The 19,106-nt window shown below is 66.2% G+C and carries 16 protein-coding genes; 13 read left to right on the plus strand and 3 right to left on the minus strand.

The window, feature by feature from the left end:
• Positions 1 to 7: 7 nt before the first annotated feature.
• The 13 genes from DI605_RS09365 (at position 8) to DI605_RS09425 (ending at position 15,476) form a co-directional block, all read left to right on the plus strand.
• Positions 8 to 1,114 (plus strand): ABC transporter substrate-binding protein, encoded by a 1,107-nt coding sequence (locus tag DI605_RS09365; protein ID WP_293972374.1) that lies wholly within the window; start codon positions 8 to 10, stop codon positions 1,112 to 1,114.
• Positions 1,114 to 1,983, plus strand: a complete 870-nt coding sequence (locus DI605_RS09370; protein WP_293972377.1) for an ABC transporter permease — start codon at positions 1,114 to 1,116, stop codon at positions 1,981 to 1,983. Before DI605_RS09365 ends, DI605_RS09370 begins: the two co-directional genes overlap by 1 nt.
• Positions 1,980 to 2,753, plus strand: a complete 774-nt coding sequence (locus DI605_RS09375; protein WP_293972380.1) for an ABC transporter ATP-binding protein — start codon at positions 1,980 to 1,982, stop codon at positions 2,751 to 2,753. Before DI605_RS09370 ends, DI605_RS09375 begins: the two co-directional genes overlap by 4 nt.
• Entirely contained in the window at positions 2,750 to 3,607 is an 858-nt protein-coding gene (locus DI605_RS09380) for an NADPH-dependent oxidoreductase (RefSeq protein ID WP_293972383.1), read from the plus strand. The genes DI605_RS09375 and DI605_RS09380 overlap by 4 nt, the downstream gene beginning before the upstream one ends.
• Positions 3,608 to 3,652: 45 nt before the next feature.
• Entirely contained in the window at positions 3,653 to 4,762 is a 1,110-nt protein-coding gene (locus DI605_RS09385) for an LLM class flavin-dependent oxidoreductase (RefSeq protein WP_293972386.1), read from the plus strand.
• Between the two features lie 47 nt (positions 4,763 to 4,809).
• Positions 4,810 to 5,007: a hypothetical protein gene (locus DI605_RS09390; protein ID WP_293972389.1), complete on the plus strand. Its 198-nt coding sequence runs from the start codon at positions 4,810 to 4,812 to the stop codon at positions 5,005 to 5,007.
• 108 nt (positions 5,008 to 5,115) lie between these two features.
• Positions 5,116 to 6,378 (plus strand): sulfite dehydrogenase, encoded by a 1,263-nt coding sequence (gene soxC, locus DI605_RS09395; RefSeq protein WP_293972392.1) that lies wholly within the window; start codon positions 5,116 to 5,118, stop codon positions 6,376 to 6,378.
• On the plus strand, positions 6,365 to 6,979 hold the full coding sequence (locus DI605_RS09400; RefSeq protein ID WP_293972395.1) for a cytochrome c: 615 nt from the start codon (positions 6,365 to 6,367) through the stop codon (positions 6,977 to 6,979). The genes soxC and DI605_RS09400 overlap by 14 nt, the downstream gene beginning before the upstream one ends.
• A 256-nt stretch (positions 6,980 to 7,235) precedes the next feature.
• Positions 7,236 to 8,192, plus strand: a complete 957-nt coding sequence (locus tag DI605_RS09405; RefSeq protein WP_293972398.1) for a hypothetical protein — start codon at positions 7,236 to 7,238, stop codon at positions 8,190 to 8,192.
• 10 nt (positions 8,193 to 8,202) lie between these two features.
• Positions 8,203 to 8,670: a hypothetical protein gene (locus tag DI605_RS09410; RefSeq protein WP_293972400.1), complete on the plus strand. Its 468-nt coding sequence runs from the start codon at positions 8,203 to 8,205 to the stop codon at positions 8,668 to 8,670.
• 44 nt (positions 8,671 to 8,714) lie between these two features.
• On the plus strand, positions 8,715 to 9,842 hold the full coding sequence (locus DI605_RS09415; RefSeq protein ID WP_293972403.1) for a hypothetical protein: 1,128 nt from the start codon (positions 8,715 to 8,717) through the stop codon (positions 9,840 to 9,842).
• Positions 9,843 to 9,907: 65 nt separating this feature from the next.
• Complete coding sequence (locus DI605_RS09420) at positions 9,908 to 14,911, plus strand: hypothetical protein (protein WP_293972406.1); 5,004 nt, start codon at positions 9,908 to 9,910, stop codon at positions 14,909 to 14,911.
• A gap of 100 nt (positions 14,912 to 15,011) precedes the next feature.
• Positions 15,012 to 15,476, plus strand: coding sequence for a hypothetical protein (locus tag DI605_RS09425; protein WP_293972409.1), 465 nt, complete (start codon positions 15,012 to 15,014; stop codon positions 15,474 to 15,476).
• 39 nt (positions 15,477 to 15,515) lie between these two features.
• On the opposite strand, the gene DI605_RS09430 is transcribed toward DI605_RS09425, so the two are convergent.
• Genes DI605_RS09430 through DI605_RS09440 form a run of 3 tightly spaced genes read right to left on the minus strand, consistent with a single transcriptional unit; the run spans position 15,516 to position 19,050 of the window.
• Positions 15,516 to 15,911: a response regulator gene (locus DI605_RS09430; RefSeq protein ID WP_293972412.1), complete on the minus strand. Its 396-nt coding sequence runs from the start codon at positions 15,909 to 15,911 to the stop codon at positions 15,516 to 15,518.
• Entirely contained in the window at positions 15,908 to 18,415 is a 2,508-nt protein-coding gene (locus tag DI605_RS09435) for a CHASE3 domain-containing protein (protein ID WP_293972415.1), read from the minus strand. The genes DI605_RS09430 and DI605_RS09435 overlap by 4 nt, the downstream gene beginning before the upstream one ends.
• On the minus strand, positions 18,412 to 19,050 hold the full coding sequence (locus DI605_RS09440; protein WP_293972418.1) for a response regulator transcription factor: 639 nt from the start codon (positions 19,048 to 19,050) through the stop codon (positions 18,412 to 18,414). The genes DI605_RS09435 and DI605_RS09440 overlap by 4 nt, the downstream gene beginning before the upstream one ends.
• Positions 19,051 to 19,106 lie beyond the last annotated feature (56 nt).

Here is a 19,106-nt window from a genome sequence, read left to right on the forward strand (position 1 = left end):
CCGGCCGATGGCGACCACACGATCTTATTGGCCAAGGGGCTCCACGACGCTTGCCGCGTTCGTGATCGCCTCGATCGCGCTGCTCTTCGCCTTCGCGCCCGCGCGCAGGGCGGCGGCCTCAAGGCAGGGATTGGCGCTCTCCGCGCCTCTGCCCGATCGGGTCCCGCCCGGCGTGGTGCTGCGCGTGGGCGATCCGGTGACACGCTGGGTGTTCGAGCATAATGGCTGGGATAAAAAGGTGCCCTTCCGCATCGAATGGGCGGAAATCACGGGCGGGCCGGAGGTAACCGAAGCGTTCCATGCCGGCGCGCTGGATGTGGGCTTCGGCGCCAGCGTGCCGCCGATCCATGCCATATGGATGGGCATTCCCGTGCGCATCATCGCTTTCCGCGAATATGCCGATCGTGTGAGCCGCCAGGCCTATGTCTTCGGCATCGCCCCGAAGGCGCACATCCGCACGCTGGCGGATCTGCGGGGCAAGCGGATCGCCTTCAGCCCCAGCCAGGTGCAGGCGCAGGTCGTGATCGAGACGCTGAAGGCGGCGGGGATCCGCCGCGACGAGGTTACGCTCGTCGAACTGTCCTCGAACATCGGCGGAGACGTCTATACCAACGCGCTCGCTTCCGGCTCCATCGATGCCGCACCCATCCGGGCCGAAGTCGTCGCGCAACATTACATTCGCGATTTCGGGCCACGCGGCGCACGTCTTCTCAAGCATCCTCCGTTTCGCGACGACGGAGCCAACGTCTATGTTCCGGAAACCGCCCTGGCCGATCCGGGGAAAGCGGCCGCACTTCGTGTCTTCGCCCGCTATTGGGGGCTGGCGCAGGCCTGGATCAACGATCACCCAGAAGAACTGGCGCGCGGCTATTTCGTCGAGAAGCGCGGGCTCCCTATCGATGATGCCCGCGTGATGGCGGCCTATTACAGCGATGTCGCGGTTCCGCGTAACTGGGCGGGAGCCATCGCCTATCAGCAGGCCGCGATCGACACGCTCGCGCCGGAAACCAAGCATCCACGCTTCGATGCGGCGACGCTTTTCGATCGCCGTTTTGAGACGATCGCAGGCGACGGCGCCTCCCCGTCACCCGGCTGGCCCCAGGGGAAAAGCTGATGAACGCTTATTCCGACGATCTTCTGAACGCCTATCTCGGCGATCTTCGGGAGCCATCCGAGCTGGTTCGCCCGAAAGGGCGGCTCGCGCCGAAACAGCGGCTGAGCCCCGGATCGCCGGCCCGCTACGGCATCCTGCTCGGGCCGGGACTACTGCTCCTCTACTGGTCGGCCCTGTCCCTTACAGGCTGGCTCGATCCGCGTGTCCTGCCCGCTCCCTGGACGGCCGTGACCACCGCAATCGATCTGATCCGCGATGGACGGTTGCAGGAAAATCTCGCCGTCTCCGCATGGCGTGCAATGATCGGGTTAGGCTTCGGCGTGACGATCGGCGTGGCGCTGGCCCTGCTTTCTGGCCTGTCGCTGCTCGGCGGCTACGTGATCGACGGGCTCGTGCAGATCAAGCGCGGCATACCGATCCTGGCGCTCATCCCCTTCATGATCCTGTGGCTGGGCATCGGCGAGGCGATGAAGATCACCCTGATCGCCACCGCCGTCTTCTTCCCGGTCTATATCAACACGCATGGCGCGCTCCGCGCGATCGAACTGCGCCATGTGGAGCTGGCAGAAACCGTCCGCCTCAGCCGCTGGCAGTTTCTCCGCCATGTGGTGATACCGGGTTCGCTGCCGGGCTTTCTTACCGGGCTCCGCTTCGGCGTCACCTCGGCATGGCTCGCGCTGGTCGTGGTGGAACAGCTGAACGCGACGAGCGGCATCGGCTACATGGTCACGCTGGCCCGCGCCTACGCCCAGACCGATGTGATGCTGGTCGGGCTCGTCGTCTATGCGCTGCTCGGCTTCGGCTCGGATGCGCTCGTGCGGCAGCTGGAGCGAAGGCTGCTCGGCTGGCGCAGGACACTCGGCCGATGAGCGCGCCCGCTGTCCGGGTGCGGGGGCTGGTCCGCACCTTCACGCTCAAGGGCGTGCTCAACGGGATCGATCTGGATATCGCGCCGGGCGAATTCGTGGCCCTGCTGGGCCGCAGCGGATCCGGCAAGAGCACGCTGCTGCGCGCTCTGGCCGAGATCGATCATGAGGCGGAGGGGACGGGCGAGATCGCCCTGCCCGATCGCCTCGCCGTGATCTTCCAGGATGCACGCCTGCTGCCCTGGATGCGCGTGCTGGATAATGTGCTGCTCGGCATTACAGGCCAGCGCGAACGGGGACGCGAGGCGCTGGCCGAAGTGGGTCTTGCCGGGCGCGAACGGGCATGGCCGCACGAGCTTTCGGGCGGCGAACAGCAGCGCGTGGCGCTGGCCCGCGCGCTGGTGCGCGAACCCGAACTGCTGCTGGCGGACGAGCCGTTCGGCGCCCTGGATGCGCTCACCCGGATCCAGATGCACGCTTTGCTCCGCCGTCTCTCGGACGTGCACGATCCGGCCGTGCTTCTGGTGACGCACGATATCGACGAGGCGATCCTGCTGGCAGACCGGATCGTGCTGCTGGACGATGGCCGCCTCGCGGCGGACCTGTCGGTCGCGCTGCCACCGGAGGGCCTCGCCCGGCGCGAACGGATCGCGGAGCTGCGGACGCTGCTCCACCGCCTGCTCGGCGTCGAAGACGTGCCAGTCGATCCTCTCGACCCGCGATCAGCCGCCGAGGCGCGCGAACTCTCCTTCCAAGATGGGAAACCCCGATGAGCCAGATCGCCGAACTGATCCATTCGTCCGTCGCGGATGATCGGCGGGATGCGCGGCTCTACGAGCGGTATCGCGACACGCTCGACCTGCCGGTCGCGTGGAACGACACGCTCGACACGCTCGTCGCGCACCGCTCGGTTCGCGCCTACCTGCCAGACGCGCTGCCGGAGGGGACGGTGGAGTTGCTGGTGGCGGCGGCGCAATCCGCCGCGAGCTCTTCGAACCTCCAGCCCTGGAGCGTGATCGCGGTCGAGGATCCCGCGCGCAAGGCGCGGCTGGCCCTGCTCGCAGGAGATCAGAAGCAGATATATCAGGCTCCGCTCTTCCTGCTGTGGCTGGTGGATCTCCAACGGCTGACCGGTATTGGCGAGGCGCTTTCGGCGCCCACTGTCGGCCTGCGCTATCTCGAAAGCTTCCTGCTGGGCGCGGTCGATACGTCGCTGGCGGCGCAGAGCGCGGTGGTGGCGCTGGAATCGATCGGCCTCGGCAGCTGCTATATCGGCGGCATCCGCAACAGGCCGGCCGAAGTCGCCGCCGAACTGGGCCTGCCGCCGAATGTCTTCGCGCTCTTCGGCCTGACGGTGGGCCATCCCGATCCGGATCGTCCCGCCTCAGTGAAGCCGCGCCTGCCGCAGGAGGCGGTGCTGTTTCGCGAAACCTATGGCGCGGGGGATAACGGCCTCGCGCTCGCCGCCTACGATCATCGCCTGCGCGGCTTCCAGCGCGAGCAGGGCATGATCGAGCGCGACTGGACCGAACAGGCCACCCAGCGCGTGGGCCACGATCATCTGGCGCGCAGCGGCCGCCATGTGCTGCGCGATATCCTCCACGCCCTGGGCTTCGGCCTCGAATAGCCGCCGCGCACCCTTTCCCTTCCGGATTTCTCAAGGAGGCCAAGCATGAGCTCCGAATTCCTCTGGTATATTCCCAATCAGATCGAGCCCGGCCATCGCGGCGACAGCGCGGGCACGGATCATCGCAGCCTGGAAGCCCTGACGAGCCACGCCACGGCGCTGGAGCAGCATGGCTGGAAAGGCGCGCTGATCGGCACGAGCTGGGGCCGCCCCGATACCTTCACGGTCGCGACCGCCCTCGCCGCGCGCACGAAGACGTTCGAGCCGCTCATCGCGATCCGGCCCGGCTACTGGCGACCGGCCCATTTCGCATCGTCCGCCGCCACGCTGGACGAGCTGACGGGCGGCCGCATACGCATCAACATCGTCTCGGGGCAGGACAATCTCGCCGCTTATGGCGATAGCGAGGGCGATCAGGCGCACCGCTACGGCCGCACGAAGGAATTCATGCGGCTGGTGCGCCGGCTCTGGACCGAGGAAAATGTCTCCTTCGCGGGCACGCATTTCAGCGTGGAGGGATCCACCGTGCTGCCGCGCCTCACCCCGCGCGGAGACAGGCTGCATCCGAAGCTCTATTTCGGCGGCGCGTCCGAAGCGGCGGAGCGCGTGGCCGCCACCGAGGCGGACGTCCAGCTCTTCTGGGGCGAGCCGCTGGATGGCGTGGCGGGCCGGATCGCGCGCCTGAAGGCGCTCAGCCGCGATCTGGATCGCGATCTGGCGCCGCTGCAATTCGGCCTGCGCATCACCACGCTCGTTCGGGACACGACCGAAGAGGCGTGGGCCGATGCCGAGGCGAAGGTGGACGAGATGGCGAAGAAGCAGGGCACGGTGGATGAGCATCGCCGCGCGCCGGCGGCGGGCCAGCAGCGCCTGCTCGATCTGCACGCGCGCGGCGAGGTGCTGGACGACAATCTCTACACGGCGCCGGGCCGCTATGGCGGCGGCGGCGCGGGCACGACCTGGCTGGTCGGCTCGGCGGCCGATGTCGCCAGCTCGCTGCGCAAATATCGCGATCTGGGCGTCACGCATTTCGTGCTGTCCGATACGCCCTATCTGCCGGAGATCCGGCGGCAGGGCGATCAGCTGCTCCCGCTGCTGCGCGATGACGCGGCGGATGCCGATAGCCGGCTCCGTCATCCGGAGGCGGTCGCCTGACCGTCACGAACCTCCTCACCACGACCGATGCACAAAAGGGGCATGACATGAAGAAGACCATCACGATCCTGTCGTTCACGCTGGCCGCGGCCGGCCTTTCCGCCTGCTCGAAATCGCCCGAGCAGAATGTGACGACGGAAAATGTCAGCAATTCGGTCGATGAGGCGCTGGACAATATCGAGGAGATCGCGCCGAACGCGAGCGACGCCTCCGGCATCGAGAACGTCAGCAACGCGACATCCTGATCCTTCCGATCGCCTTAGGTTTCAGACTCCCGAGGCGTAACCTGCGGCCCGGCCGACCGCCGGGCCGTTTTTTGTGCCGCCTGCACAGGCACTATCCGGAGACGTGACATGCGCGATCGCAGCGATACGCCGGATGAAGCGGTGGCCGGCGGCGGCCTGATCCACCGCCGATCCCTGCTCGTCGCGGGCGCGCTCTCGGCAAGCGGCCTCGGCGCGACGCTGAAGGCCGCGCCGGCCCGGAATTCACCCGCATCGATGCTGGAGCCGGGCGCGCCGCTGTCAGGCTATGGCGAGCCCGGCCCAGCCGCCGCCGCGATCCAGCGCATCGTGCCCGCCCTGCCTTTTCCGGGAACGGGATCGTCACGCACGCCGCTGCATCTGCTGGAAGGCACGATCACGCCGAACGGCCTGCATTTCGAACGGCATCATAACGGCATCCCCGATCTGGATCCGGCAACGCACGAGTTGCTGGTGCACGGGCTCGTCCGCCAACCGCTGTCGTTCCGCTACGAGGATCTGCTGCGCTATCCGCGCGAAAGCCGGATCCTGTTTCTGGAATGCTCGGGCAATAGCGGCGCGATCGCCGCGGATCGGCCCGCGCAGGTGAGCGCTGGCCAGCTCAACGGGCTGCTCTCCTGCGCCGAATGGACGGGCGTGCGCCTGTCCACCCTGCTGGACGAAGCGGGGCTGGATCCGGCCGCGCGCTGGGTGCAGGCGGAAGGCGCCGATGCCGCGGGCATGACGCGGAGCATCCCGCTGTCCATCTGCCTCGATGATGCGATGATCGCGCTGTTCCAGAATGGGGAGCCGCTGCGGCCGCAGCAGGGCTATCCCCTGCGGCTGCTGCTGCCGGGGATCGAGGGCAATGCCTCGGTCAAATGGCTCCGCCGGCTGAAGGTGATCGCGGCGCCCGCTTTCTCGCGCGAGGAGACATCCAGATATTCGGATCTGCTGGCGGACGCGCACGCGGAGATCTTCTCGCTGCGGATGGGCGTCAAGTCGATCATCCTCTCTCCCTCCTTCGGCCTGGATCTGAAGGGGGCAGGGTTTCACGAGATCGGCGGCCTTGCCTGGTCGGGCCGTGGGCGCATCCGCAAGGTGGAAGTTTCGGCGGATGGCGGCGCCAGCTGGGCGGAGGCCGCACTGACCGCGCCGATCCTGCCCAAGGCGCTCACGCGCTTCCGCATGCCGTGGCAATGGAGCGGCGGACCCGCCATCCTGATGAGCAGGGCCATCGACGAAACCGGGGCGGTACAGCCACGCCGCGCCGACTGGATCGGCAAATACGGGCCGGGCCAGGGCTATCACGGCAATGCGATCCAGAGCTGGCGCGTCGATCCGCTGGGGAAAGTGAGCCATGTCTATGCGTGATCGCCTCTTCGCCACGGCCGGGATCGCGATCGGCATGGCCCTCGCTCTCTCCCGCCCCGGCCATGCGCGCGATGCCATCGGGGGCGCGCCCAAACTCGGCCGGCCGGTTTCCGCCGAAGTGGTGGAGCGGACGGACCTCACCGTCAGCTCGGACGGTGCGAACCTGCCACCGGGCTCCGGCTCCGTCGCCGAAGGGCGGGCGACCTATGCCGAGAAATGCGCCGCCTGCCACGGCGCGGCGGGGAGCGGCGGCGTCGCGGACCGGCTGACGGGCGGGCTGGGCACACTCGCCTCGCCCAGACCGGTGCGAACCGTGGCGAGTTACTGGCCTTATGCGCCCACGATCTTCGACTATATCCGCCGCGCCATGCCTCTCACGGCGCCGCAATCGCTGACCGACGACGAAGTCTATGGTCTTGTCGCCTATCTGCTTTCGATCGACGGCATCGTGCCGGCCGAAACCCGGCTGGATGCCGATCGCCTGGCGAAGATCGCGATGCCCAACCGCGCCGGCTTCGTCAGCCTGGAGGCACAGAGGTATGACGGGAATATCGAGGCTCGCCCGCCCACGAACGGGATCGAGCCCAAGCAGCACCCCTGATATGCTGCGGAGCCTGATCCAGTTGAGCATAGATCAAATCCGGCTCTCCTTGCCGGCTCTCCGGTATCTTCTCCCGTGCCGAAAGAAAATCCCGCCTTCCCCCAATATTCCCGCGCCGATGACGCGCCGTTCATTTTGGCGAAAGGATAGACCTTGGTCGAATTCGCCTCATCCAAAAGACGCGTAGTAAGAACCGCTTAACCGCACATGGCGCTGTCACGGTCGCGCACGACAATCACGTCGTCCGGACTGGGGCATGTTGGACCGATCGAAAGGGTTTGCGATCCGCAATCGCTTTCTCGCCATTGTGGCGGGGGCGATCGCGTGCGCCCTTCCGGCCACCTGCGCGCACGCCGATCCCACGCCGGCCGGCACCCGGATCGCGAATACGGCCAGCCTGTCCTTCGTCGATGGCAATTCATCTGTCCGCATTTCCAGCAACACGGTCACGCTGGGTGTCGACATGCTTCTCGATGTGGCGATCCGTGCCGAGCAGCCCACCGTCCGCCCCGCGGCGAATGGCCCTACCCCGATCGCCTTCGTCATCACCAACAGCGGCAATGCGGAAGAGACCTTCACGCTTTCCGGCGCGGTCGATCCTAATCTCGCAACGCTTTCCGGCCTCGCCATCGATAGCGACGACAACGGCGTCTATGGCGATGGCGATACGCTGCTGACGGGATCGTCGGTCAAAATCGCGCCGGGCGAGCACCGGCGGCTGTTCGCCCTCGTCCGCCTCGCCGGCAGCCAGGATGCGGCCCTGTCGATCACCGTGGCGTCATCCACCGGCAGCGGCGACGCCGGCACTGTCTTCGCGGGCGCGGGCGCCGGCGGCGTCGATGCGATCGTCGGGCGCACCGGCGCGCGAGCGACCGCCTCGGTCGTGCTCGGCGAACGATCCACCGGCCCGACCCTCGAAAAATCGCAGACGGTCCTCGCGCGGGACGGCTCCGCCCATGCCGGCCATGGATCGATCATCACCTATCGGCTCGACGCCCGCTTTCCGGGCGCTGCCACCGCCGTCGAGCTTCGCGATCCGATCCCGGCGGGAACGGCCTTCGTCGCCGGCAGCATCACGCTCGACGGCCAGTCGCTGACCGATGCCGCCGACGGCGACATGGCCAGCTTCGACGGCAGCGCCGTCCACATCCTCTTCGGTGACGTCACCACCGCCGCCACCCGCACCGTCACCTTTCAGGCCAAGATTCTTTGAGGAGTTCGTAATGTTGCGCATGCTCACCCTCGCGACGGTCGCACTCGTCGCCGTTCCCGCAGCGGCCGCAGGCCCGCTGGAAGTGACCTCGAAGGTGATGGTCGAAACCAGACAGCGCGCGGCCGATGGCAGCACGCGCATCGTGCTGGAGCCCGCCCGCCGCGTCGTTCCGGGCGATCGGGTCGTCTTCGTACTCGCCTATCGCAATGTCGGCACGCAGCCGCTCAACGATATCGTTCTGGCCAATCCGGTGCCGGCGGAGCTGAGCTATCGGGCACCGGCACAAGGCTCCGTGGCGCCCGACGTTTCAGCCGACGGCAAGACTTACGGCCAGCTCGCCGCCCTGCGCGTGGCGGGTGCCGGCGGCGCGATACGCGCCGCCACCGCCGAAGACGTGACCAGCGTCCGCTGGCGGCTGACGCGTCCGCTCGCCGCCGGCACCTCCGGCCAGCTCGCATTCCAGGCGACGCTGCGGTGATCGGCCGGCGCGCTCCAGTTCAACAGGGAAGGATGTTTCACACCATGTTCGCGAAGAGGCTCGTTCCGGCGCTGCTCGCCGGCACGGCGGGGCTATGCGCCGCGACGGGCGCGCAGGCCGCGTCGCAGACGACGGCGGGCACCGTCATCAACAATACGGCGTCCGTCACCTACACCGTCAACGGCACGAGCCAGTCGACCAGCTCGACGACCGCCTCGTTCGTGGTCGACCGCAAGGTGAACTTCACGGTCGCCACCGATCAGACAGGTCTGACGCAGGTCAATCTGGGGGAACAGAATGCGGTTACGCGCTTCAAGGTCACGAACCTGACGAATGACGTGCAGGATTTCATCCTGGATCCCGATCAGCAGAACATCTCGGTCGGCATTCTGCCGGGCACCGACAATTTCGACATGCTGAATCTGAAGGCCTATGTCGATTCCAACAATAACGGCGTCTATGATCCGGGCGTCGACACGGCGACCTATATCGACGAACTCGCGCCCGATGCCTCGGTGACGGTGTTCCTCGTCGGCAATGTGCCGACGACGCCCAGCGCGCTTCTGGCGTTCGACTCCCTCCACGTCATCGTCGCCGCTGGCGGCACGGCTGGCACGAAGGGCAGCGCGCTCGTGGCGACGGACCTCAATCTCGCCAATGCCGACAATACCGTCGATATCGTGTTCGCCGATGATGACAGCGACGGCACGCTCTATCTCGGCGATATCGCCCGCAACGGGCAGGGCCGCGCTTATTCAGGCTATGAAATCGGCACGCACAACGTCTCGCTGACGGTCGCCAAATCGGCGCTGGTGCTTTCGGATGGCGTCAACATCCTGAATCCCAAGGCCTTGCCCGGCGCGACCGTGGAATATTGCCTTCGCGTCAACAATGCCACGCTCACCACGGCGGCCACCAGCGTCAACCTGACGGACGCCATTCCGGCGAAGACGACCTATGTTCCGGGCTCGATCTCGATCGGCACACCCGGCGTGCTGGGGATCGCCTGCGTCGTGAGCGGATCGGCCGAGGACGACGATACGGACGACGCGGCCGAGACGGACGGCTTCACGGCCTCGTTCGACACGTCGAGCAAGACCGTCTCCGCCCATATCGACACGGTCGGCGGCGGGGCAACCGTCGCAGTCGCGTTCAAGGTCACGATCGACTGATCTAAATCATTCCAGAAAAAGGAGAAAATACTCCGCGGGCCGTGCCCGTCGGAGGCTGCCCCCTCATGCCCTTTTCGCGTCGCCTGCTCCTCTGCCTCGCCGCCCTGCTCGGCCTGGCCCCGGCCGCACCCGCGGCCGGGGAGTTGGTGACGCGCGTCGAAAATAAGGCCACGCTCTCCTTCGGCGATGCGAACCAGCGCCAGACCATCTCGTCCAACACCGTCTCGCTCGACGTGGACGTGAGCAAAGGCCCGACCTCGCTCAGCTTCCGGCTGCTGCCGCCCGGCTACCAGCTTTCCGGCATGAAGTGCGAAACGAGCCCGTCGATCAGGTTCACGCCCGCGCCGATCGATGCGGCGACGCTGGCGGCCGCGCCGAAGCTCGAAACAATCGATGCCGAGACGCCGATGATCATGGTTCTGGATAATCAGGCCGGCAATCACGATCCCACTGTTCGCGAAACCTTTTCGATCAACGTCAATTCGGGCGATTTCACCTCTTCGCTCCCGCTGCTGGAAACAGGCCCGGATACGGGCGTTTTCGCAGGCGGCGTGCCGGCCGGCGGCGGCGACGAGGCGACATCGGCCTGCGATCCGACCCTGACGCGAAACACCCGGCTCGTCCTCTCCTTCGCCGAGGATGATTACAGCTATGCCTCCACCTTTTCGCTGCTGATCGATCCGGCAGGCTATGTCTTTGATTCCATGACAGGCGCGCTCGTCGATGGCGCGGAAGTCAGCCTGCTCGACGATCAGGGGCGCCCCGCCACCGTCTATGGCGACGATGGCGTCAGCCGCTATCCCTCCGTGGTCGTCACCGGCACGTCCGTCGCCGATGCCAGCGGCCGCATCTATAAATTCACGCAGGGAAATTATCGCTTCCCCCTCACCCTGCCCGGCAAATATCATCTGAGTATCAAGCCGCCCGGAAGCTACACCGCGCCATCCCGAAGGGATCGCGCGGCGCTCGAACAACTCAAGGATCCGAAAGGACGGAGCTACCTGCTGAACGAGGCATCGTTCGGCGGGGTTTTCGAGCTTTCGTCACCCGAGCCTTTCTATTCGGATATTCCGATCGATCGCATCGGCGACACGACATTGCTGCTCACCAAGACCGCCTCGGTGCGCGAAGCATCGCCAGGCGATTTCGTGCAATATCGGGTGACGCTCACCAATCGCGGCGACACCGCCGCGCATGACGTGCATCTCACCGATATCCTGCCACCCGGCCTCCGCTATGAAATCGGCTCCCATCGTGGCGCCGATGCGCCGCACATCGCAGGAGACGGACGAAACCTGGACTTCTCGATCCCCACCGTCGCACCAAAACAAACCATAGAGGTTCGTTATGTCGTGTCAGTGGCACCGGGAGCACCATCTGGCGAGGCGATCAACCGCGTGCTGGCGTCCGGCAGCAGCGGCGCGACCGCGAACGAGGCGGCCGCCGCCGTCCGCCTGAAGCCCCTGCTCTTCACTGATGGCTTCACCATCGTCGGCCGCGTCACCGAAGGCGGCTGCGGCGATCCCGTCGATCATCGCAAGGGCCTGGCCGGCATCCGACTGCTGATGGAGGATGGCACCTTCGTGGTCACCGATCGCGACGGCCTCTACCATTTCGAAGGCGTGCGTCCCGGCCGCCACGTCGTCCAGCTCGATACGGGAAGCGTACCGGCCAGCCACGCGCCGGTCGCGTGCGATCAGGATACGCGCCAGTCGCAAAGCGCGATTTCCCGCTTCGTGGAAAGCGACGGCGGCCTGCTGAAACGGGTCGATTTCCAGCTGCGCCGCACCGGCAAGATCGCGGCCACGGCGCAGGCCCTGCCCATTACGGTGCCGGACGATGCCACCGCGGCCGGCAATCGCGACTGGTTCGCCGGCCAGCAGCCGGGCATCGACATGCTTTTCCCACAGATCGATCACAATCCGCGCGCACCGGCGCTGCGCGTTGTCATCAAGCATCTGCCGGCCCAGCACGTCGCGCTCAGCATCAATGGCGCGCTGAGCGATCCGCTGGCCTTCGATACGACCGACACCGATCCCGGCGGCACGATCGCCATCTCGCGCTGGACGGGCCTGCCGCTGGTGGAGGGCGACAACCGCATCGAGGCACGGATCCTCGACGAGAAGGGCGCCACGGTAACAACGATCACCCGCGTGGTTCATTCCTCCAGCATCCCCTCGCGCGCCACCTTCGTTCCCGAAAAGAGCCGCCTCGTGGCCGATGGCGTCACCCGGCCGCTGCTGGCCGTGAAGGTCACCGACAGGGATGGCCATCCCGTGCGCGACGGCACCTTGCTGCCCTTCCATCTCGACCAGCCCTATATGGCCGCGATCGATGCCGAACTGGAGCAGGCCCGCCAGCTGACGGGGAAAGGCCGGAGCCCCTCGGTCGCGCGCGTGGTGGGCGATGAGGGGTTGGCCTTCATCGCGCTGGAGCCCACGACGCAGGCCGGCGCCGTCCACGCGCAGGTTTCGCTGACGGAGGAGCGGATCGTGCGCACCAGCGATATCCGCGCCTGGCTCTCCGCCTCCCAGAAGCAGTGGATGGTTGTCGGCTTTGGCAGCGGGACACTGGGCTATGATACGCTGCGCAAGCGCAGCAGCCAGCTCGCCGATCGGGGCCGTGGCGCCATTCGCGACGGCGAACTCGCGCTCTATGCCAAGGGCCGGATCAAGGGATCGTGGCTCGCCACCATCGCCTATGATAGCGGCCGCACGCGCGATCGCGACCGGGGGCTGCTCGGCGTGATCGATCCCGATCGCTATTACACCGTCTATGGCGACGGATCGCGCCAGGGCTATGACGCACCGACCGCGCGCAAACTCTATCTCCGGCTCGAACGGCGCGAATTCTATGCGCTGTTCGGCGATTACGAGACCGGCTTCACCGAAACCCAGCTCGGCCGCTACAGCCGCACGCTGAACGGCGCCAAGGTCGCCTATAATGGCCGCCACCTGAGCTTCACCGCCTTCGGCGCGCACGACGACCAGCTTTACGCGCGGGACGAGATACAGGGGAATGGCCTGAGCGGCCCCTATCGCCTTTCCGGACGCGATATCGTACCCAACAGCGACAAGCTGCGCATCGAGGTGCGCGATCGCTTCCGTTCCGAACTGATCGTCTCTTCGACGCAGATGACCCGGCATATCGATTACGACATCGATACCAGCCTGGGCACGATCCGCTTTCGCGAGCCGATCCTCACCCGCGACGCGAACCTCAATCCGATCATCATCGTCGTCGATTATGAAACCTATGGGAGCGGCAAGAAGCTGGTGGCGGGTGGCCGCGCCGCCCTCAAGCTCGCCGGGGACAAGGTGGAACTCGGCGCGACGGCGCTGCGCGACGAGACGGTAAGCGCGGCGACGGTGCTCGCGATCGACGGCAAGGCACGGATCGGCCGCGTGGCGGAACTGCGCGCCGAAGCGGCGACCGGCGGCAGGGCCGGGCTGGATGCGGGCCGCGCATGGCTGGTGGAGGCGGAGCATCACAGCCGGGCGCTGGATCTGCTCGGTTATGCGCGCCAGCAGGATCTGGGCTTCGGCCTCGGCCAGCAGAATCTCGTCGAGGCGGGCACGCGCAAGCTGGGCCTCGACGGGCGGCTGAGGCTGGGCGAGCGCCTCTCCGTCACCGGCACCGCCTGGCATCAGGAGCAGCTGGAAACGGGCAGCACGCGCACCGCCTTCGATACGCGCCTGGAGCTGCGCCGCCCGAAGGGCACGATCTTCATCGGCGCCCAGCTGGCGGCGGATCAGGGCATGGACGGCAAGGATCGCGCCAGCCGCCTGCTCACGCTCGGCGGCACTCAGGCAGTGCTGGATGGCAAGCTCACGCTGGCGGGCCAGACGCAGTTCGCGCCGGGTGGAGACAAGGCCAGCGTGGATTTCCCGATCCGCCACCAGTTGACCCTCGCTTATGCCGTGCGCCCTGCCATCCGCCTGCTGGGCGGTTACGAGATCGCGCAGGGCCAAGCCTTCACCGCGCATACCAAGCGGATCGGCTTCGATCTTTCCCCCTGGGCCGGCGCGAAGCTGATGAGCACCGTCAACCAGCAGGGCGTGGGCGGCGGGATCGGCGAGAACGGGCAGCGTACCTTCGCCCAATATGGGCTCAATCAATCCCTGCCGCTGGGCGAACGATGGACGGTGGATGCCACGCTGGATGCCAGCAGCACCGTGAAAGGCAGGATACCGGAAGGCGCGGTCATCAACGCCTTTCAGCCCGTGGCATCCGGCGGATCCCTCTCACAGACGCAGAACGGCACCACCAGCAATGCCGATTATACGGCGATAACGCTTGGTGCGAACTATCGCGCACAGCTCTGGTCGTGGAACGGCCGGCTCGAATATCGCCGCGCCGACGATGGAAATCGCTTCGGCATCACCAGCAATGTGCTGCGCTCGCTGGGCGAAGGGCGCACGCTGGCGGGATCGGTGCGCTGGTATCAGGTGAAGCAGGATGGCGGCGCCACGGCCGCCTTCATCACGGCCGATCTCTCGCTCGCATGGCGCCCGCTCGGCAGCCGCTGGTCGATCCTTGAGCGCCTGACGGCGCGCAACGAGCGCGCCGATGCCGGCTTCACCGATCGCAACGTGCTGGGCGTGCCGGCTTATGGCGGCGGCTATCAGGCCACGCTCCGCTTCATCAACAATATCGCGATCAATTACCGCACCGGGCGCGAGGGGGCCACCCACGGCCTGGAAGCCACTTTGTATCACGGCATCAAATGGGTGCGCGGCAGCTTCGGAGAGGATGATTATTCCGGACTGATCGACGTGATCGGCTTCGAACTGCGCAAGGATATCGGCAAGCGCGTGGATATCGGCGTGCAGGGATCGATGCAACATGCATGGGAGCGCAAGAGCGTTGCCTTCAGCGTCGGCCCCAGCGTGGGCGTATCGCCGGGCAGGAACATGTGGATCACCGCCGGCTATAACGTGACGGGCTATCGCGACCGCGATTTCAGCAAGGATCGCTACACCCGATCCGGCCCGTTCATCACGGCGCGGCTGAAATTCGATCAGCAGACGATCGGCGGCGCGGCCGCCGCCATCTTTGGCAGGCGCTGACGCCTTAAGGCGCCACGCGCGACGAGCCGAGACATAATCGGGACACATGCCGGAATTGAGCGAGGATGGGATTGATATGCGAAACATTCGCAGTTTTAGGATGGCCTTCGCTCGTTTTCTTGCCGCGCGCCTGGAGATCGCAATGGAATATTCCGCGCTGATCGCAGACCACGAAACGATCGATCGCCTGACCCAACATCTGCTGAAGCTGGTGCGCTCGGGCAATTCGCGACCGGAAACGGCGGCGCAGGTTCTGGACATGTTGGCCATGGCGATCCGCGATCATCTCGCCACTGCGGACCCGATCATCCATGCCACGGCCGCCGCCGCGAACGGGGCTCGCCACGAGCCTGCTGCACGCGCATCAGTCGCGGAACTGGACATGCTGCGCGAGGACTGGGCACAATATCTCTATCGTTGGGATGCGCCGCGCATCATGGCGAACTGGGACGATTTTTCGGAGGAAACCAGCGTGGTTCTTCGACGGGTGAGTGACAGTGTGAATCGGGAGACCGCCGTCCTCTATTCGCTCGCCGTCCACTATGACGTGATTCAGGCCGGTTGAACGATCGCCCGGCTACCACGCGACCCGAAACATGCCGCCTCAGGCCCGCGCCCGTTCGTCCTGCGCATCCAGCACGTCGCGTAATTGCCGCGCCAGCCCGAGCGGATCGAAGGGTTTGACGATCACGCCGACCGCGCCGCGCGCCTTATAGTCCGCCACGTCGGCGGAGCGTCCCCGCGCTGTCATGAAGAGGACGGGCACCGCGCTGGTCTCTCGCCTGGCCCGCAGCCGCTCCAGCAGTTCCATGCCGTCCATGCCCGGCATCATCACGTCCAGGAGCGCGACATCGGGAACCCAGCCGGCATCGATCATTTCCAGTGCCTCGCGCCCCGATGCGGCGACGCGGACGGCCAGCATCGGATCCAGCCCCAGCGAAAGGGCGGCGACATGCCGGATATCGTCATCATCATCCACATAGAGGACAGACAGGGTCACAATTGCATCTCCCGCACCATGCGCGACCGCACCACCCGGCGCACGGTGGCCTTCAGATCCGGTATCGATCCCCGCGCCTTGACGAGCACGGCATCGACCTGGCCGATCACATCCGATGCCGCATCCTGCGCGGAATAGATGATGGTCGGGATGGCGACGCCCTCCCGATCGACAAGGAAGGGCATCAGATCCAGCCCCGAGCCGTGCGCCAGCTGAATGTCCAGGATCACGGCATCGGGCGAACTGGTCTGCAATAGGGCCATCGCCTCGGCAATATCGGTCGCGGTGATGATCCGCGCCTCCGGCTCCAGTGCGGCGGCGACGACATCCAGCAGATCGCGATCATCGTCCAGATGCAGGATCGTCGGCCGGCGTGCGTCCGTCCGCCGCAGCGCCGTGCGGAGCGCGGACGAGAGCCGATCCGCATCGCCCGGCTTTTCGATCCAGTCGATCATATCGAGCGGGGCAAGCTGTTCGCCATCGCCGGGCACGCTGGAGGAAACGACGATCACGGGTCCGCAGAACGCGCCATCGCCATCGCGAACCAGACGGGTGAAGGCGAGGCCGCCCTCCTCCGGCAGATGGAGATCGACGATCAGCGCCGCATAGTCGCGCTGACCCAGGATCGCGCGGGCCTCGTCCCCATTGCGAGCGAGATCATAGGCACATCCCTCCTTCATCGCGAGGGCCACGATCGCGCAGGCCGTGGCTTCGTCCTGCTCGCAGATCAGGATGCGCGGCGCATCCACATCCTGTTCCGCCAGGGCGCCGATCCGGGGGAGCGCGAAGGCGAAGCGCGTACCGCCCTCGTCGCGATCCTCGAACCAGATCATCCCATCGTGCCGAAGGATGATTTCGCGCGATATGGCAAGGCCGAGCCCCGTTCCCGTCGAGCCATCGTGCGGTGCGCCGCGCTCGAAGCGCCCAAAGATGCGGCTGCGGAAGGCGATCGGTATTCCGGCGCCGCTGTCATCGACCGTGACGAGCGCGCGACCGCCGGGATCGACGCTCGTCGACAGCCGCACCGCCGATCCCTGCGGCGCGGCGCGAATGGCATTGGAGAGCAGATTGGTGACGACCTGCAGCAGTCGATCCTGATCCCCCGCCACCATGACGGGGCGATCCGGCTTGTGGCATTCCAGCTTCACGCCGCGCCCCTTGGCCAGCCCTTCGCTGCCCGTGCACGCCTGATCGATCAGGAGGCGCAGGTCCATCGGATCGCGCAGCATGTGCAACTGGCCGGATTCGATCCTGTCGATGTCCAGCATGTCGTTGATGAGCCGGATCAGCCGCCGCGAATTATTCTCCGCTATCTCCACCAGCCGCGCCGCGCCTTCCGGCAACAGGCCCACGCTGCCCGCCCGCAGCAGGCCGAGCGAACCGACGACGGATGTCAGCGGCGTGCGCAGTTCGTGGCTCACGGTGGACATCAGATCGTCCTTCACCCGCTCGATCCGCTTCCGCTCGGAAATGTCGCGCAGAGACAGCACGATATGATCGCCGCTGGGCAGGCTCATCACACCCATCGCGACATCGACGGCGATATGATGCCCTTCATGATGGCGCACGACGCGATCGGCCAGGAAGGATCGAGACAACTGCCCTTCCACCAGGCCGATGCGCTTGTGGAAGCTGCCCTCGCCGGGCGCGATATCGATGATCGAGGCAACGTCTTTCCGCTCCAGATCCTTACTGGCAAAGCCCAGCATTCCGCTGGCGGCGGCATTGATCAGTTCGATCGTGCCGCTGGGGTTCAGGATCAGGATGGCATCGATCGTGCTGTTCAGGATCGTCGCGTTCCGCTCCGCCGCCTCGAACGCATCGACCAGCGACAGATACCGTTCGTGCCGCAGGCGCCATCCCAGATAGAGAAAGGCGAGCAGCACCAGCACCGCCGCCATGCATGCCAGCAGCATAAGCCGCTGCAGGCCCGCACGCTGATCGAGAAACGCCTCCCTGCGACTATCCGAGAGGGCAGCCTCCCGATCGATCATCGCACCGATCGTGACCCGCAATGCGTCCATCAGTCGCTTGCCGTTGCCGGATGCGACCATGCCGAGCGCACCCTGGCGATCGCCGCGCCTGGCGGCGGCGATGGTGCGATCCAGTTCCTCGAACTTCGCCTCCACCAAGCCGGCCACGCGGCGGACATAGGTCTCCGGCATATCCGCCCCGGCCTGCCCGCGCATCGCCCCGATCTGCGCCGCGATTTCCACGCGCGCCGGCTCATATGGTTTCAGGAAATCGGGATCGCCCGTCAGCAGGAAGCCGCGCTGCGCCGTTTCCGCATCCTTGAGTTGGGAGAGCAAGGTCACCTGGCCCATGCGGCGATCATAGGATTGGCTTGCCTGCGCGCGGAGCGCCTCCGACTCCCGGAACTGGCCCTGCAAGCCGGCAATTCCGGCGATCAGGAGGAGCGGCACCAGCACGGCGGCGAGAATCGAACGCCAGGCGCGCGGCGCGCGAAGATAGAGTTCCGACCGGCGCTCGCGCTGCGTCATCATCTGGCTGGCTGATCGATCTCGAACAGCGGACGGACCGCCAGCAGCGCCTGTGTGCGATTGCTGACGCCCAGCCGCCGGAAGATGGCGGTCAGATGCGCCTTTATCGTCGCCTCCGTCACATCCAGATCGCGCGCAATCTCCTTGTTTGAGCGCCCGTCGGCCAGCGCGATCAGCACCGCGTTCTGCGCCGGCGAAAGATCGGCGATGCGGGCACGGGCTGCGGCGATGGTCTGGCTTGCCGCCACTTCAGCCGGGAAATGGGTGCCCCCTGCCACGATCCGCTTCAGGATCGCGGCGATCTCGTCCACCGGGCGGCTTTTGAATACGAATCCCGCGGCGCCGAGCGCCTTCGCCGCCTCGATCAGGGAGGCATCCTCGCGCGCGGTGATCATCACGATCGGCACATGAGGATCGATGTGCTGAAGCTTGAGCAGGCCCGAATAGCCATGAGCATCCGAAAGCTGGAAATCCAGCAGCACGAGCCGGAAGGCCGGCTTGGTCGGCATGACCTCCACCGCCTCCGCGACCGATCCCACACCAACCACAGCAACGCCCGGCAGGGCGACCCGAGCGGCGAGCGACAGCCCCTCTCGCGTAAGGGGATGATCATCGACCACCAGTACCCGGCCGCTCATAAGATCCTTTCCGCAACGCAACAAGAAATTCTGTTTAAGCTTTGACGACTCACGTC

It is taken from the genome of Sphingomonas sp. (assembly GCF_003248515.1).
Classification (GTDB): domain Bacteria; phylum Pseudomonadota; class Alphaproteobacteria; order Sphingomonadales; family Sphingomonadaceae; genus Sphingomonas_I.